This is a genomic window from Bacteroides sp. K03 (assembly GCF_019734355.1).
GTDB lineage: Bacteria > Bacteroidota > Bacteroidia > Bacteroidales > Bacteroidaceae > Bacteroides > Bacteroides nordii.
Window position 1 is genome coordinate 37960 of record NZ_JAASHC010000011.1, and the last position, 15083, is coordinate 53042.

Consider the following 15083-nt stretch of genomic DNA (forward strand, 5'->3'; position numbering starts at 1 on the left):
CTATTTGCCTATCTTTGCAAAAAAGAAATTAATAGAGAAGAAGAATATGAAACGAATGATTCTTTCATTATCATTTCTGCTGGCTGTATCGTGTATGTACGGACAGATAACTTTGGAAGAGTGTCGGCAGAAAACGCAGGACAACTATCCGTTAGTGAGGCAGTATGGTCTTATAGAAAAAACTAAAGAGTACAATCTGAATAATGCTTTGAAAGGATATCTGCCGCAGTTTGCCCTTTCGGCAAAGGCCAGTTATCAGAGTGATGTGACCGAACTTCCTGTGAAAATTCCCGGAATAGATATTAAAGGTCAGCCCAAGGATCAATATCAGGTAATGTTAGAGCTGAAACAGAACATTTGGGATGGTGGAGAGATACATACTAAAAAAGAGATGGTCCTTGCGTCTTCTGATGTGGACCGGGAGAAGTTGAATGTAGATATGTATGCTCTGAATGAGAGAGTAGATCAATTGTATTTCAGCATTCTCCTGTTGGACGAACAGCTTATACAAAACCGGCTTTTGCAAGACGAACTGGAGCGTAGTTTCCGGCAGATCAGTGCTTATATGGAGAATGGAATAGCCAGTCAGTCTGATCTTGATGCTGTGAAAGTGGAACAGTTGAATACCCGTCAGAAGCGGGTGGAGCTTTCTGCTTCGAGACAGGCTTATGTACAGATGCTGGCATTACTGACAGGGGAGGATCTGACGGAAAACACCAAGTTGAAGAAGCCTTTGGAAAGTGAGATATCTCCTTGGGGAGATATACGCCGTCCGGAACTGACGTGGTTTGATGCACAAAATCAACGTTTGCAAATACAGGAAGAAGCATTGAAAACAGGTTATATGCCTCGTTTCGGTTTTTTTGTGCAGGGAGCTTATGGCAACCCCGGATTGAATATGCTGAAAGATGAGTTTTCTCCTTTTTATGTAGCAGGAGTACGGTTGTCGTGGAACTTCGGGAGTCTATATACGCTGCGAAATGATAAAAAACTGATATCGACCAATAAGCAGCAATTGCAAAACAACCGGGATGTCTTTCTTTTTAATACCCGCCTGCAAGCTACCCAACAAAACAGTGGCATTGTTTCTATGCGGAAACAGATGCAGGATGATGAAGAGATTATTCGTCTGCGCACTAATATCCGCCTGGCAGCTGAAGCAAAAGTGGCAAACGGTACACTGACTGTTACGGATCTGTTACGTGAGATTACTTCAGAGAGTATGGCACGGCAAACCAAAGCTCTGCACGAAATTCAATTGCTGATGAATATCTGGAAACTAAAATATACTATTAATTTATAAAATAGCCCTGTTATGAAACGAATGAAATTTATAGGATTTTCTTCCCTACTGTTCATAGCTGCTGCTTGTGGAAGCGGTAGCCCCGATTATGATGCTACCGGAACATTTGAAACAACCGAAGTACTTGTTTCTTCCGAAGCGGCCGGTAAATTATTGAGCCTGGAAGTAGAAGAAGGCACACCAGTGAAAGCCGGTCAGCAGGTGGGACTTGTAGATACTGTTCAGCTTTATCTGAAGAAGATACAATTGGAAGCTAATGTGAAGTCAGTAGAAGATCAGCGACCTGATATCCTGAAACAGGTGGCTGCTTTGAAAGAACAGATTGTCACTGCCGAACGTGAGAAACACCGTGTTGAAAATCTGTTGAAGGCGGGAGCTGCGAATCAAAAACAACTGGATGATGCGGATGCACATCTCTCTGTACTTCAACGGCAATTGATTGCCCAGGGTTCAACCTTGCTCAATAGCCGGCAAAGCCTTACGTGGCAAAGTTCTTCGGTGGGTATTCAGGTGGCACAGATAGAAGATCAATTAATGAAATGTCATATTACATCTCCTCTTAATGGAACGGTTCTTGCCAAATATGCCGAAGTCGGTGAACTGGCTACTATGGGGAAACCCTTGTTTAAAGTGGCGGATATGGAACAGATGTATATTCGTGCCTATATAAGCTCTGAACAGCTTTCACAGGTGAAACTCGGACAAAAGGTGGCTGTGTTTTCAGACTACGGTAATGATATCCGGAAAGAGTATCCCGGAGTTGTTACCTGGATATCTGACCGTTCGGAGTTTACCCCAAAGACTATCCTTACCAAAGATGAACGTGCTAATCTGGTATATGCAGTGAAAATAGCTGTGAAGAATGACGGGTACCTGAAGATAGGGATGTATGGAGGAGTTTGTTTTAATTGAAAATGGAAAGTTGAAAGTTGAAAATGAGAGTTGAAAGTTGAGGGAAATAGAAAAAGTTAGGAGATGGAGATGGAAGTAGTGGTAGATAATATAAGCAAACGTTATGGGAAGGTGGAGGCGCTTCGTGGAGTTTCTTTTGCTGTGAAACCCGGTGAACTTTTTGGACTTATTGGTCCGGACGGGGCAGGGAAGAGTACACTTTTTCGTATACTTACTACTTTATTGCTTGCCGATGAAGGTACGGCTACTGTAGGTGGGGCGGACGTGGTGAAAGATTATAAAGAGATTCGCCGGAAAGTAGGCTATATGCCCGGCAGGTTTTCACTTTACCAGGACCTGACGGTGGAAGAGAATCTGAACTTTTTTGCTACCGTTTTTCACACTACAATAGAAGAAAATTATGATTTGGTGAAAGATATCTATCAACAGATAGAACCTTTTAAGAAACGTCGTGCAGGAGCATTGTCGGGGGGAATGAAACAGAAGCTTGCATTGAGCTGTGCTTTGATACATAAACCGGATATTCTTTTTCTGGATGAACCTACTACCGGAGTCGATCCCGTTTCCCGTAAAGAATTCTGGGAAATGCTGCGTCGTCTCAAAGAGCAGGGGATTACTATTATAGCCTCTACGCCTATCATGGATGAAGCCCGTCAGTGTGACCGGATCGCATTTATCAACGAAGGACAAATACATGGCATTGATACTCCGGAACACATCCTCCGGCAATTTGCCCATATCCTGTGTCCACCGGGATTGGAACGGGAGGAGTTACGTCATAAAGGCGAAACTGTTATCGAAGTTGATAATCTCTGTAAGCGTTTTGGTACGTTTACTGCTGTAGATCATATCTCGTTTCAGGTAAACCGTGGTGAAATTTTTGGTTTCCTGGGTGCTAATGGTGCCGGAAAGACGACTGCTATGCGTATGCTTTGCGGACTAAGTAAACCGACTTCCGGTAGTGGTAGGGTAGCCGGATTTGATCTTTTCACTCAGTCTGAAGAAATTAAGAAAAATATAGGCTATATGAGTCAGAAGTTTTCTTTGTACGAGGATCTTAAAGTCTGGGAAAACATTCGTCTTTTTGCCGGTATATATGGTATGAAAGAGAGGGAGATAGCTAATAAAACGGATGAATTATTGGAACGTCTTGGTTTTACTGCCGAACGTGAGACGCTTGTGAAAAGCCTTCCCCTGGGATGGAAACAGAAGCTGGCCTTTTCAGTCTCTATTTTCCATGAACCGAGGATTGTTTTTCTGGATGAACCGACCGGGGGAGTAGATCCTGCTACCCGCCGTCAATTCTGGGAACTTATCTATCAGGCTGCCGATCGTGGTATAACTGTCTTTGTGACCACTCATTATATGGATGAGGCTGAGTATTGTGACCGTGTTTCTATTATGGTGGATGGACGTATTGAAGCTCTTGATACTCCCCGTGGGCTCAAAGAGAAATTCCATACTCAAACAATGGATGACGTATTTCAACAATTGGCTCGTAAGGCCGTTCGTAAAGCAGATTAAATTATGAAACAGTTTTTTGCCTTTGTAAGAAAAGAATTTTATCATATTTTCCGTGACCGGAGAACGATGCTAATCCTTTTGGGTATGCCTGTCGTTCAGATTATCCTCTTTGGTTTTGCTATCTCTACAGAGGTGAAAAATGTGCGGGTGGTGGTGCTTGATCCCAGTAATGATGTGATGACTCGTCGTATTGTAGATCGTATCGGTGCCAGCGAATACTTTAGGATGGAGCGCATGATACACTCTCCGGAAGAGTTGGAAACGATTTTTCGTGAAGGAGATGCCGATCTGGCCATTGTATTCAGTACCCGTTTTGCTGATGGCATTTATACCGGTGACTCACAAATACAGCTTGTGGCCGATGCCACTGATCCCAATATGGCAACTACCCGAACGAACTATGCTGCCGGTATCATTGCTTCCGTACAGCAGGAATTGATGCCTCCGGGCGTGTCGGTTGCCACTATTGTGCCGGATGTGAAATTGCTCTATAATCCGCAGATGAAGAGTACTTATAATTTTGTGCCTGGTGTGATGGGACTTATACTTATGCTGATTTGTGCGATGATGACTTCCATTTCGATTGTTCGCGAGAAGGAAACCGGTACGATGGAGATTTTGTTGGTCTCTCCGGTAAAACCACTTTTTGTTATCTTGTCAAAGGCGGTACCTTATTTTGTGCTGTCGTTCATCAACCTGGTCACTATTCTGTTATTGTCAGTCTATGTACTGCATGTACCGGTAGCAGGCAGCCTGTTTTGGCTGATAACGGTGTCTTTGTTATTTATATTCGTGTCGTTGGCATTAGGGCTACTTATCTCTTCTGTAACACGAACACAGGTGGCGGCTATGCTTGCTTCGGGGTTGATACTGATGATGCCGACAATGATTCTTTCCGGTATGATTTTTCCTATAGAGAGCATGCCGTTGGTATTGCAGATTATTTCTGATATATTACCTGCCCGTTGGTATATTCAGGCTGTTCGTAAACTGATGATTGAAGGAGTGGATATTACATTGGTGTTGAAAGAAGTGGGTATCCTGGCATTGATGGCAGCAGTACTGATAACGGTTAGTTTTAAAAAGTTCAAGAACAGATTGGAATGATATATCAACAAGTGAGAATTAACTAATATAATTAACCTACTAAAACGCGCCAGCCAATTGATACATTGGCATATTGGCACATTATTGAATATGATAAAGTTTCTCATTGAAAAAGAATTCAAGCAGTTGTTTCGCAACTCCTTCCTTCCGCGTCTCATACTTGTTTTTCCTTGTATGATTATGATTCTTATGCCTTGGGCTATGAATCTGGAGATACGGAATGTTTCTCTCAATATTGTAGACAATGATCATTCGGTTACTTCTCGCCGGTTGGTTGATAAGATTTCCGCTTCTACTTATTTTCGTCTGACAGCACTTCCTGACTCGTATGATGAGGCGCTGAAGAATGTAGAAGCTGGTGATGCCGATATTATTCTTGAAATTCCACGTGATTTTGAAAAGGATTGCACAGTGGGGCGTAGTCCTCACGTTCTCATTGCTGCTAATGCGGTGAATGGTACCAAAGGTGGTCTTGGTGGTTCTTATCTCTCTAATATCATTCAAAATTATGCTTCTGAGGTAGTGGTGCTTCCCGCATGGGGAGATACGTCGGGGGATGTAAGTGTCATGACGAATTCCCAACTTTCAACTTTCAACTCTCAACTTTCAACTAACTATACAACTCTCAACTTATTCAATCCTAACCTTAATTATAAATTGTTCATGATTCCGGCCCTTATGGTGATGTTGCTTACCCTTATTTGTGGCTTTTTGCCTGCTCTCAACATCGTTAGTGAGAAGGAAGTTGGTACTATTGAGCAAATAAATGTTACGCCGGTGAGTAAATTTACTTTTATTCTGGCTAAGCTCTTTCCATATTGGCTCATTGGTTTTGTGGTACTTACCATTTGTTTCATCCTTGCCTGGTTACTTTATGGCATTTTGCCTGTCGGGCATTTTCTTGTTATTTACTTCTTTGCTATTCTTTTCGTCCTTTCCATGTCCGGGTTGGGACTGGTTATTTCCAACCATTCTGCTACCATGCAACAAGCTATGTTCGTTATGTGGTTTTGTATGCTTATCCTTATTCTTATGAGTGGGTTGTTTACTCCTATTAGCAGTATGCCGGAGTGGGCGCAAGTGATTACTATTCTCAATCCGCTGAAGTATTTGATGCAGGTAATGCGTATGGTTTATCTGAAGGGGAGTGGTTTTACAGATATGTTACCACAATTGGGAGCATTATTGGTATTTGTTTTGTTCTTTAATGTGTGGGCTGTACGAAGTTATCGAAAGAGGATGTAGGTTTTACTTGTTTTCATAGAGACATTTGATTATAAAAAAACAGTTCCCCTTTTTAGTGGGAAACTGTTTTTTATTTAATCTGTTGTAACGTTTGTCTAATGATTATTTTATTTCGATGGTTCTTTCAGGCTTTTTAATCTCTTCTTCGCTAAGCTTTGGAAGTTCAATGGCAAGGACACCATTTTCAACCTGAGCTGAAATCTTTTCTTTGTCTACATTATCAGGCAAAATCATTGTTTGCTGGAACTTAGAGTATGAGAACTCACGACGCAGATAGCGACCGTCTTTCTTTTCTTCCTTGTTCTCTGTTTTTTTCTCCATAGAAATAACAAGATTATTATCTTCATCGATACGGATGTTGAAATCTTCTTTCGTCATCCCCGGAGCAGCCACTTCTACTTTGTATTCTTTTTCTGATTCGATTACATTAATAGCGGGTGCAGTAGCATTTGCTTTTACCATCCATTCATTATCAAAGAAATCGTTAAAAATACTTGGTAACCAGTTCTGAGTTCTTCTAACAGGCATCATAATTTTAGTCTCCTATCTTTTAGTTAAACATTCGGTTAATTAATGAACTTCCGTTCCGTTTCCGGAACCGTTGTTCATTAATAATTAAGCAAAACATATGCCAAGGCATTTTTGTTCTTGTATTTGACTATTTGTCAGAATTGAAGCGCCAAAGTTTCGCTATTTATGCCATAATGTTACTTATTTTTGTTTATTTTATATAAGATAGATAGATTTTTGTTTTTTCTCCTATTGTTTTATTAGCTTAAACCGTATCCTCAATACTTTTTTTTCTTCATCATAATCGTGACTGATGATTTTGAATGTATCTATTTCAGAGGTATTTTCTACATGTAGTCCGATACAGGCACAAGCATCATAATCTCCTATACGGACAATGCGTAGAGTTTCACTTGCATCTTCCGGCAGTTTACTAAGATCTACGATATCTTTAGCTTTTTCTTTGGGCATGAATTCAATCGTTACAGGGAGATGTTGATTGATAACTTCATTTACTTTATCTTCTACAGCCTGTATTTGTCCGTCAGTAGGGCAGGAAGAAAGTTCGTAGTCACATTTACTTTTTTTCTTTTCTATGTGAGCCGTTCGCGAACGTGGACAGCCAAAAGTTTTCACCATGGTTGCGTTCAGAATGTGTTCTACATGAATGCATAGGAGGATACTCCTGTTTATTGTGATCGTTGAGCTGAGGTTGTTGTTCCATAATTATTTTGGCACTTATATACGACTTGACACCTTATAACAAAAAGTAATGGCTCGCATTGAGGGCAATTTTAGTATAAATATATGAAAAAAATAAAAATTGGTAATATTGTATTAGTGAAATGGGAAGATAGTTATGGGGTAGAATCTGGATGGAGGGATATATCAGATTACACAGCTAATTCTCTTATAATAAATAGTGTAGGTAAGATAATTTATGAAGATAATAAAGTAATTTCATTAGCACACAATTTTGCTGAGGAAACTAATAATACTCCAATGCAGGCTAATGGTATTATGGTAATACCTAAAACCTGCATTGTAGAAATTACTTCTTTTTCTTTTTGTCCGGCGTTTGCGTCAGGGCAGAAGCGGCAACAGATTTAATTTTTGGAGGGGTCTTTGGATTCCTAAGAAGCTCTGATGCTATTTTAGCAACCCTTTTCGATGTTTTTTCGTTATTTCCCATAATCATAAAATTAAAGTTTAAGCAAAGATAGTTCTTTTCTTTTTTGTTAGAAAATATATCGCAATTAATTTGTATATATACCTAAATATTAGTATATTTAAGCAAACTTAAATGTGAACATTATGAAAGGCGAAAGTTTATACACAGTATTCTCAAAAGCTCTTTCAAGTGAAGAAAATGCTATTAAATACTTTGAGAAGATGAGATGGGACGGAAAGGTCGTATCGCCATATGATCCTACTTCTAAGGTCTATAAATGTAGCAATGGTAAGTATAAATGTAAGAATACCAGTCGTTACTTCGATGTAAAGACTGGTACACCTCTTGCAAATACAAAATTACCTATCACAAAATGGTTACTTGCTATGTTTATGTTTCAAGCTGATAAAGGAGGTATTTCTTCATGCCAGTTAGCACGGGTTTTAGAGATTACTCAAAAATCGGCATGGCACATGCTTATGAAGATTAGAGAATTTGCAGCTAAATCGAATGCTAAAAATTCTAAGTTGTCTGATGAAGTTGAGGTAGATGAAACATTTGTAGGAGGTAAAAATATAAATCGTCATAAGGATAAGAAAGTAGAAAAAAGTCAAGGGCGTAGTTATAAGGATAAAGTCCCTGTATTTGGTATTAGGCAAAGAGGCGGAAACATAATGGCAGTAGTAGTACCTAATACACAGGCTAAGACATTAGTTCCAATTATAAAGAAAAACGTAGAGAAAGGAAGCGTAGTTTATACTGATGGGTGGGAATACACTGGATTGCGTAAAAAGTATAAGCAGAGGTCTGTTGACCATAGCAAAAAATTCTATGGAATGACTTATGTTACAGATGATGGTGAGATAATCCAAGTAAGTACTAACAGCATTGAAAATGCGTGGACTACTTTCAAACGAACTATAAAAGGAACATACATTAGAGTAAGCAAAAAACATTTGCAAAAGTATGTTGATGAATTTGTTTTTCGATTTAATACTCGAAATTTCACGGATTCTCAAAGATTTAATTTACTTTTGCGAAATATCGCTTAATTATGGGAAAGAAAAAGATTCATAGTATAGCAAAAGCATATTCAGAGATGAAAGAAGGTAAAATCTCTAAGGAGGAATTTCAAGAAGCACTTGCAAATTTAGAGGAAATGCTTAAAAGCTTTCCTTATCCAGAATATAAAGATTTTCCAGAAAAAATGATTTCTTTGGCTACAAGAAAGCCGAAACAGAAAAAGAAGAAGAATTAAGTATTTGTAATTTATGAAGTTATTCTTATATTTGCAGCGTATCATTGAATAGATGATACGCTTTTTACATATTATAGCCTAAGCGCCATCGAACTACCACATTGACAGCAAATAAGGCTATTTTTAAACCTACTAATGGGTGGATTGCGTTTATACGCCAGTATTTGGCGTAGAGCACACTGTCTATTAGTAGGTGAGATGTGGTAGTCTCCGATGGCGTTAGGCAGTGGTTCTACGCTTTTTTTTATGTCTTTGCGTATGGTTACTGCTATTAGAAAGAGTTTTAGTATTAACCAATAAACACACAAAGTTATGAAAAGTAGAAAATTAACATTTCTTTTATTATTAGCAGTTTCTATTATATCATGTACTCTTAGTCCAGAAGAAAAAGCTAAAAAAACTATCAAAGATTATATGTTTAAAACCTTAAATGATTTTGGATCTTATGAACCAGTCGAATATGGGAATATAGATAGCCTCTTTTCAGACTATACAATGGATGAAGTTTATATTAATGGTACTAAAACATATAAGAGAAGTTTAGAGATAAAGGATTCTTTGAATAAAATATTTGATAGAAATAAGATATATGATATTTCTCCAACAAAAGATGAACTTAATCTTTCCCTTGCAATTAATTGGTTCACAAATATAACATATCCTAACGTAATAGATAGTTTAAAAAGAAATTATCAATCACACTTTATAGGAATGGGATTGATTCATAAATTCAGAGCAAAAACTAATTCAGGTGATATTCGTCTATGTTCTTGGCAATTCATATTATCCTCTAATTTTGAAGAAGTAATATCAACAATAAATTTAGAAAAGGAAAGCCCTATAATGAATTATTCAAAAGTTGAAAATGGCAATGAAAAAGAAGAAAAAGAAAAAAGAATAATGGAGCAAAAATATGCGAAAGAGAAAGAAATCCATGATGATTTCTTTGATAAATTATCTAAGGAAACAGATATAATTAAGTTAAAAAGAGGTGTCATTGGGAAAATAATAAAGAAGGGGGAAGGTGCTAAAATAGATTATACTAAAGAAGCAAAAATAAAGATACGTTTTTTGGATACAAATGGGAATGAATTAAAAGCAGAAGAACAAGAAGTAAAAATATCATATACATTATTTGCTGATATAGAAGATATTAGAAAAGGAACTAAAATAATTATTTATACACCTTATGAAGCAAATAATGATACAAATAAAAAAATATATGAAATATCAATTATGGAAGTAATTTTTTTGTAATTTGAAAAATAATTGCTATCTTAGCAGTCGATTAAAAAACATATGCGCCAGCTTACTTATCCGAAGTTGGCGCATTATTTATAACTAAAGGTTATTACGAAAGGGATAGGGTAAAGTCGTATATAACTGCCATTATTTTAATAGCTTTTTGTTCTTGATATCTTCAACTTACCAATTCTATATATTGATTTATAGTTTTATTTGAATGAAACAATCTATGTATTTTATCAATAAAATTATGTTAGAATACATTTTGTCTTATTATAACTCTTGGTAAAGCTTTGAATTTATTTATATGATAATACTTGGATGTTTGGAGGAAATGTCTGTATTGCAAATGTATTACTATTTTTAGAGAAAGCAAACGTATAGGCATAAAAAAAGGAGCAACGCCTTGCTCCAACCTTTGTTAACCTTAAATCTAATACTATGAAAAACACAATGCAAATATACGGACTTTCCGGAATATAGCAAATTTGTCAAGAGTAAAACTATGTTTTATAACATTGATTAATAGTTGCAGGATTGGATTGAAGTTTTATTAAGAAATTTCCGATTGTTTCAATGTCTTGAGAAATAATAGAGCGCTTTAATAATAGGAAGTGAAAAGTCTAATGATTAAATTCTTCTGAATGGATGAGAATACTTATATTTGTCTCCTGAAGTTGTAAAATTCTCAATAGATCCAGGTTTGTAATATTATGAAACACGATGTTTTTATTAGCTATTCAAGTAAAGATAAAAGTGTAGCAACCGCTCTTTGTCATGCTTTAGAACAGGCGGGAATACGTTGTTGGATTGCTCCGAGAGATGTTACTCCCGGTCAGCCCTATGCTGCTGAAATTGTTAATGCCATTCGGGAAGCCCGGTTGGTGGTACTTATTTTTTCTATCCATTCAAATAACTCGCCACATGTGGGTAATGAAATTGATAAGGCTTTCAACCAAGGAAAAATAATAATCCCATTTCGGATTGATAAATCAGAGTTGAATGATTCGTTAGATTACTACCTGGCCCGTAAACATTGGATTGATGCTTATCCAAACCCGAATAAGAGCTTTGGTAGTTTAATACAGACGCTCACTACCTTTTTAAAGAGCCAGAATCGGGTAGTAGTTCCACTGGATACACCTCGGAAGAAGGAAGGACAACCTCACAGAATGAAGATGGGGATAATTATAGCTTGTTGTGCTATAGTTGGATTATTAATAGTCGGAGGACTTTGGTGGGGGGTAAAAAATCAGGATCTGATACCGGATGAAATTTCTGAAGTGTTGCAAACAGATTCTTTTAAAAAGGACTCTGTAGTAGTGCCGGTACATATAGAGAATGGAAAAGAGGTCCCGGTAACTTCAAAACCGACAACGACACTGAATGTTGGTACGGTTCCTGTTGCACCTGTTGAAAGTGGTATCCCTGAATGGATCTTTTCAAATCAGAGAATGGTGCATATTGGCATTTCCGATCCCGGACTTGAAGAGACTGAGGCACGTGAACAGGCGATAGTTCGTGCCATTTATTTATGGGCAATATCACAGGGAAAAGAGATAAACTCGATTATTGATAGTAGTATCTCTGACAAAGAAGAGACATTCGATATTGTTCAGAAAATGGTTTTATCTTCTTTGAATTATGATATAATGAGGGAGTATAAATATAAAACCGGTGAAATGTTTGTAGCAATTCAGATGAAGAGTGGTACAAAGGGAAAATTGAATTTAACTATTTCGCGTCATTTGAAATCGGTGATAACAGGTAGTGCCGAAGATTTTACGAGTAGTACGACTATTGAAGCTACCGGATTCTCTAAGTTGAAGAGTACTTCGATCTCCAAAAATATAATAAAAGGAAAAGAAACGTTTAGCTCTCTTTATAATGGAATGGAAACTTCTTTGTCCCGGTATTCCTATCCAGACTGTGGTGCAGAACAGGGAAAAGGATTTGTTGCTGATAGTAAGAAATATCATTCTTTGGGGAGAGCTTGGGCGGAATGCTTAAATACTTCTATACCTTTCACAGAATTGGGTGTTAATGCACAGATATCTTCACTGACAGAAAACTCAAAAGAAAGAGAAACCGGAAAAGAAGTTTTATCGACTACCAGCAGGAGTGTTGCCAAAGGAGAACCAGTAGAACCTTATATCATTCAGTTTCTGGGTATAAATGATGGAAAATTATCTGTCTCTATCCAGTTAGATGAACTATTGCGAAAAAAACTACTTGATGAGTACTTAAAAAAAGTAGCCAATAAGGCAAAATAAAAGAATGAATATGTGGTATGGACATAAAAAAAGGAGCAACGCCTTGCTCCAACCTTTGTTAACCTTAAATCTAATACTATGAAAAACACATTGCAAATGTACGGGTTTTCCGAATATTAGCAAATTTTGTGGGAGAAAAAACATGTTTTATAACATTGATTAATATTTTGCTTATTGAATTCAATTTTTATTAAGAGTTTCTGTTTATTCTTCCCACTTTTCTTTCATAAGATCTTCCAGTTTCAGTAATTCGTCACGATATTGAGCTGCTTCGATGAATTCCAGTTTTTTGGCAGCTTCCTGCATTAACTTGCGTGTACGGTCTATGCTCTTTTGCATCTGAGCTTTAGTCATATATTGAATGATCGGATCAGCAGCTACATTCGGGCTTGATGGTTCTATATAAACATGTTTTTCTTTTAGCATTTCCTCGGTATTGTTTCCACCGAATACAGCGAGATTACGTGCTTTCTTTATTTGTTGTGGGGTGATGCCATTTGCTTCATTATAAGCAAGCTGTTTTTCCCGGCGTCGGTTGGTTTCGTCAATTGTCAGCTGCATACTTTCTGTCATCTTGTCTGCATACATGATTACTTTTCCGTTTACATTTCGGGCAGCACGTCCGGCAGTTTGTGTCAGGGAACGATGGGAGCGCAGGAATCCCTCTTTGTCTGCATCAAGAATGGCAACCAAAGATACTTCTGGTAAATCAAGTCCTTCACGTAAAAGGTTTACACCGATCAATACATCGTACACACCTTGACGAAGGTCGTCCATAATTTTTACACGCTCAAGTGTATCTACATCGCTGTGGATATAGTTGCATCGCACATTGTTATTAAGCAAATATTCTGTTAATTCCTCAGCCATGCGCTTAGTTAAAGTCGTCACGAGAGTACGTTCCTCTTTTTCGATACGTATTTGAATTTCTTCCATAAGATCATCAATCTGGTTGAGGCTGGGACGTACCTCAATCACAGGGTCAAGCAGACCGGTAGGTCGGATTACTTGTTCCACAATGATACCTTCAGACTGTACCAGTTCATAATCGGCCGGAGTCGCACTGACATAAATAACCTGTTTGGCCATTTCCTGAAACTCTTCAAATTTAAGAGGACGGTTGTCCATGGCTGCAGGTAGGCGAAAACCATATTCTACCAGATTGATTTTTCGGGCGCGGTCACCACCATACATAGCACGTATCTGTGGGACGCTAACATGGCTTTCGTCTATAACAATTAGAAAGTCATCCGGGAAAAAGTCGAGCAGGCAATAGGGGCGGGTACCGGCACTGCGACCATCAAAATAACGTGAATAGTTCTCAATACCGGAACAGTGCCCCAGCTCGCGAATCATTTCCATATCATACGTCACCCGTTCATAAAGACGCTTGGCTTCATATTCTTTTCCGATAGATTCGAAAAAGGCTACTTGCTTGGTAAGGTCATCTTCTATTTCGTGGATAGCACGTAGAGTTGCCTCTTTGGTTGTCATAAATAAATTAGCCGGGTATATTTTGTATGATTCAAAAGGAGCAATTGTTATGCCTGAGATCGGATCTACTTCTTCAATTCCATCAATTTCATCTCCCCAAAAAGTCACTCGCAGGATGGTATCGGAATAGGCCAGATAAATGTCTACTGTATCACCTTTTACACGGAAGTTACCACGATTCAGATCCAGGTCATTGCGTACATAAAGGCTGTCTACGAGACGGCGCAGAAATACATTACGATCCAGCATACGCCCCCGTTCCACTTCTATGACATTGTCATAGAAGTCGGATGGATTTCCCATACCATAGATGCATGAAACAGAAGAAACTACCACTACATCTTTACGTCCTGAGAGTAGGGAAGAAGTGGCGGCAAGCCGTAGCTTATCTATTTCATCATTGATGGCAAGATCTTTTTCGATATACGTATCAGAGCTGGGAAGATAGGCTTCCGGCTGATAATAATCGTAGTATGAAACATAGTATTCCACAGCGTTGTTGGGGAAAAATCCTTTAAATTCACTGTATAGCTGGGCAGCCAGCGTTTTGTTGTGGCTCAATATCAATGTAGGTTTGTTGATATTAGCTATGACGTTGGCTATAGTAAACGTCTTTCCTGAGCCCGTAACACCCAATAGGGTCTGGGCAGGTAATCCTTGTTTTATACCTTCGGTTAATTGGGCAATAGCCTCAGGCTGGTCGCCTGTAGGCTTATAGGCGGATGTTAATTCAAAATTCATGTTTTTGTTTTAAAAGGGGGAGCAATATTCGGGAAAATAGTTGAGATAAACAAATTGTTTTTCCAAATAAATCCTTTACTTTGCAACAGTTTATTATAAAACATCGCTGGAGTTGATGTGAAGTGGTTTAAAAGAAGGTTGGCGGAGAGGTAAATCAGCAAAGAAATGAAGCTCTGAATTATCTCATGAATCGTTTTTTTATCCTTCTAAATGGATGACTGTAAAGCACTGGTAATCAGCGCTTATAAAAGTGTACACTTTGGTGGGTCAATATTGTACACTTTTGTATGGCAAGAGTGT

Annotated in this window: 12 protein-coding genes and 1 pseudogene; 10 read left to right on the top strand and 3 right to left on the bottom strand. The window is 38.1% G+C overall.

Annotated elements, in window-relative coordinates; all coding sequences use genetic code 11:
* The first annotated feature begins 46 nt into the window (after nt 1–46).
* The 5 genes from HCG69_RS09845 to HCG69_RS09865 all read left to right on the top strand — a co-directional run bounded on the left by HCG69_RS09845 (nt 47) and on the right by HCG69_RS09865 (nt 6091).
* Nucleotides 47–1303 (top strand): TolC family protein, encoded by a 1257-nt coding sequence (locus tag HCG69_RS09845; RefSeq protein WP_221649908.1) that lies wholly within the window; start codon nt 47–49, stop codon nt 1301–1303.
* Nucleotides 1304–1315: 12 nt separating this feature from the next.
* Nucleotides 1316–2215 carry an HlyD family secretion protein gene (locus tag HCG69_RS09850; protein ID WP_221649909.1) on the top strand — a complete coding sequence of 300 codons (900 nt, stop codon included), beginning with the start codon at nt 1316–1318 and terminating at the stop codon, nt 2213–2215.
* A 63-nt stretch (nt 2216–2278) separates the two neighbouring features.
* Nucleotides 2279–3739 carry an ATP-binding cassette domain-containing protein gene (locus HCG69_RS09855; RefSeq protein WP_221649910.1) on the top strand — a complete coding sequence of 487 codons (1461 nt, stop codon included), beginning with the start codon at nt 2279–2281 and terminating at the stop codon, nt 3737–3739.
* 3 nt (nt 3740–3742) lie between these two features.
* A complete protein-coding gene (locus HCG69_RS09860) occupies nt 3743–4846 on the top strand; it encodes an ABC transporter permease (protein WP_221649911.1) in 1104 nt (367 codons plus the stop codon).
* A 90-nt stretch (nt 4847–4936) separates the two neighbouring features.
* Nucleotides 4937–6091, top strand: a complete 1155-nt coding sequence (locus tag HCG69_RS09865; protein WP_221649912.1) for an ABC transporter permease — start codon at nt 4937–4939, stop codon at nt 6089–6091.
* A gap of 102 nt (nt 6092–6193) precedes the next feature.
* Here HCG69_RS09865 and HCG69_RS09870 read toward each other — a convergent pair whose 3' ends face one another.
* Both HCG69_RS09870 and HCG69_RS09875 read right to left on the bottom strand, forming a co-directional pair.
* On the bottom strand, nt 6194–6622 hold the full coding sequence (locus HCG69_RS09870; protein ID WP_025867749.1) for an Hsp20/alpha crystallin family protein: 429 nt from the start codon (nt 6620–6622) through the stop codon (nt 6194–6196).
* Nucleotides 6623–6850: 228 nt separating this feature from the next.
* A pseudogene (locus HCG69_RS09875) lies at nt 6851–7325 on the bottom strand (hypothetical protein).
* Between the two features lie 83 nt (nt 7326–7408).
* Between HCG69_RS09875 and HCG69_RS09880 the strand changes: the two are divergent.
* From HCG69_RS09880 to HCG69_RS09900, 5 genes are all read left to right on the top strand, one after another.
* Entirely contained in the window at nt 7409–7711 is a 303-nt protein-coding gene (locus HCG69_RS09880; protein WP_221649913.1) for a hypothetical protein, read from the top strand.
* A gap of 204 nt (nt 7712–7915) precedes the next feature.
* Entirely contained in the window at nt 7916–8824 is a 909-nt protein-coding gene (locus tag HCG69_RS09885; protein ID WP_221649914.1) for an IS1595 family transposase, read from the top strand.
* Nucleotides 8825–8826: 2 nt separating this feature from the next.
* Complete coding sequence (locus HCG69_RS09890; RefSeq protein ID WP_195350449.1) at nt 8827–9030, top strand: hypothetical protein; 204 nt, start codon at nt 8827–8829, stop codon at nt 9028–9030.
* Nucleotides 9031–9342: 312 nt separating this feature from the next.
* Nucleotides 9343–10287, top strand: coding sequence for a hypothetical protein (locus HCG69_RS09895; RefSeq protein WP_221649915.1), 945 nt, complete (start codon nt 9343–9345; stop codon nt 10285–10287).
* Nucleotides 10288–10988: 701 nt separating this feature from the next.
* On the top strand, nt 10989–12548 hold the full coding sequence (locus tag HCG69_RS09900; protein ID WP_221649916.1) for a toll/interleukin-1 receptor domain-containing protein: 1560 nt from the start codon (nt 10989–10991) through the stop codon (nt 12546–12548).
* A gap of 204 nt (nt 12549–12752) precedes the next feature.
* On the opposite strand, the gene uvrB is transcribed toward HCG69_RS09900, so the two are convergent.
* Nucleotides 12753–14783 (bottom strand): excinuclease ABC subunit UvrB, encoded by a 2031-nt coding sequence (gene uvrB / locus HCG69_RS09905; RefSeq protein ID WP_122201535.1) that lies wholly within the window; start codon nt 14781–14783, stop codon nt 12753–12755.
* Nucleotides 14784–15083 lie beyond the last annotated feature (300 nt).

What these genes read in the sequence shown, in the direction of transcription:
- HCG69_RS09845 (WP_221649908.1), top strand. Translation starts at nt 47, where the DNA reads ATGAAACGAATGATTCTTTCATTATCATTTCTGCTGGCTGTATCGTGT.
- HCG69_RS09850 (WP_221649909.1), top strand. Translation starts at nt 1,316, where the DNA reads ATGAAACGAATGAAATTTATAGGATTTTCTTCCCTACTGTTCATAGCT.
- HCG69_RS09855 (WP_221649910.1), top strand. Translation starts at nt 2,279, where the DNA reads ATGGAGATGGAAGTAGTGGTAGATAATATAAGCAAACGTTATGGGAAG.
- HCG69_RS09860 (WP_221649911.1), top strand. Translation starts at nt 3,743, where the DNA reads ATGAAACAGTTTTTTGCCTTTGTAAGAAAAGAATTTTATCATATTTTC.
- HCG69_RS09865 (WP_221649912.1), top strand. Translation starts at nt 4,937, where the DNA reads ATGATAAAGTTTCTCATTGAAAAAGAATTCAAGCAGTTGTTTCGCAAC.
- HCG69_RS09870 (WP_025867749.1), bottom strand. Translation starts at nt 6,622, where the DNA reads ATGATGCCTGTTAGAAGAACTCAGAACTGGTTACCAAGTATTTTTAAC.
- HCG69_RS09880 (WP_221649913.1), top strand. Translation starts at nt 7,409, where the DNA reads ATGAAAAAAATAAAAATTGGTAATATTGTATTAGTGAAATGGGAAGAT.
- HCG69_RS09885 (WP_221649914.1), top strand. Translation starts at nt 7,916, where the DNA reads ATGAAAGGCGAAAGTTTATACACAGTATTCTCAAAAGCTCTTTCAAGT.
- HCG69_RS09890 (WP_195350449.1), top strand. Translation starts at nt 8,827, where the DNA reads ATGGGAAAGAAAAAGATTCATAGTATAGCAAAAGCATATTCAGAGATG.
- HCG69_RS09895 (WP_221649915.1), top strand. Translation starts at nt 9,343, where the DNA reads ATGAAAAGTAGAAAATTAACATTTCTTTTATTATTAGCAGTTTCTATT.
- HCG69_RS09900 (WP_221649916.1), top strand. Translation starts at nt 10,989, where the DNA reads ATGAAACACGATGTTTTTATTAGCTATTCAAGTAAAGATAAAAGTGTA.
- uvrB (WP_122201535.1), bottom strand. Translation starts at nt 14,783, where the DNA reads ATGAATTTTGAATTAACATCCGCCTATAAGCCTACAGGCGACCAGCCT.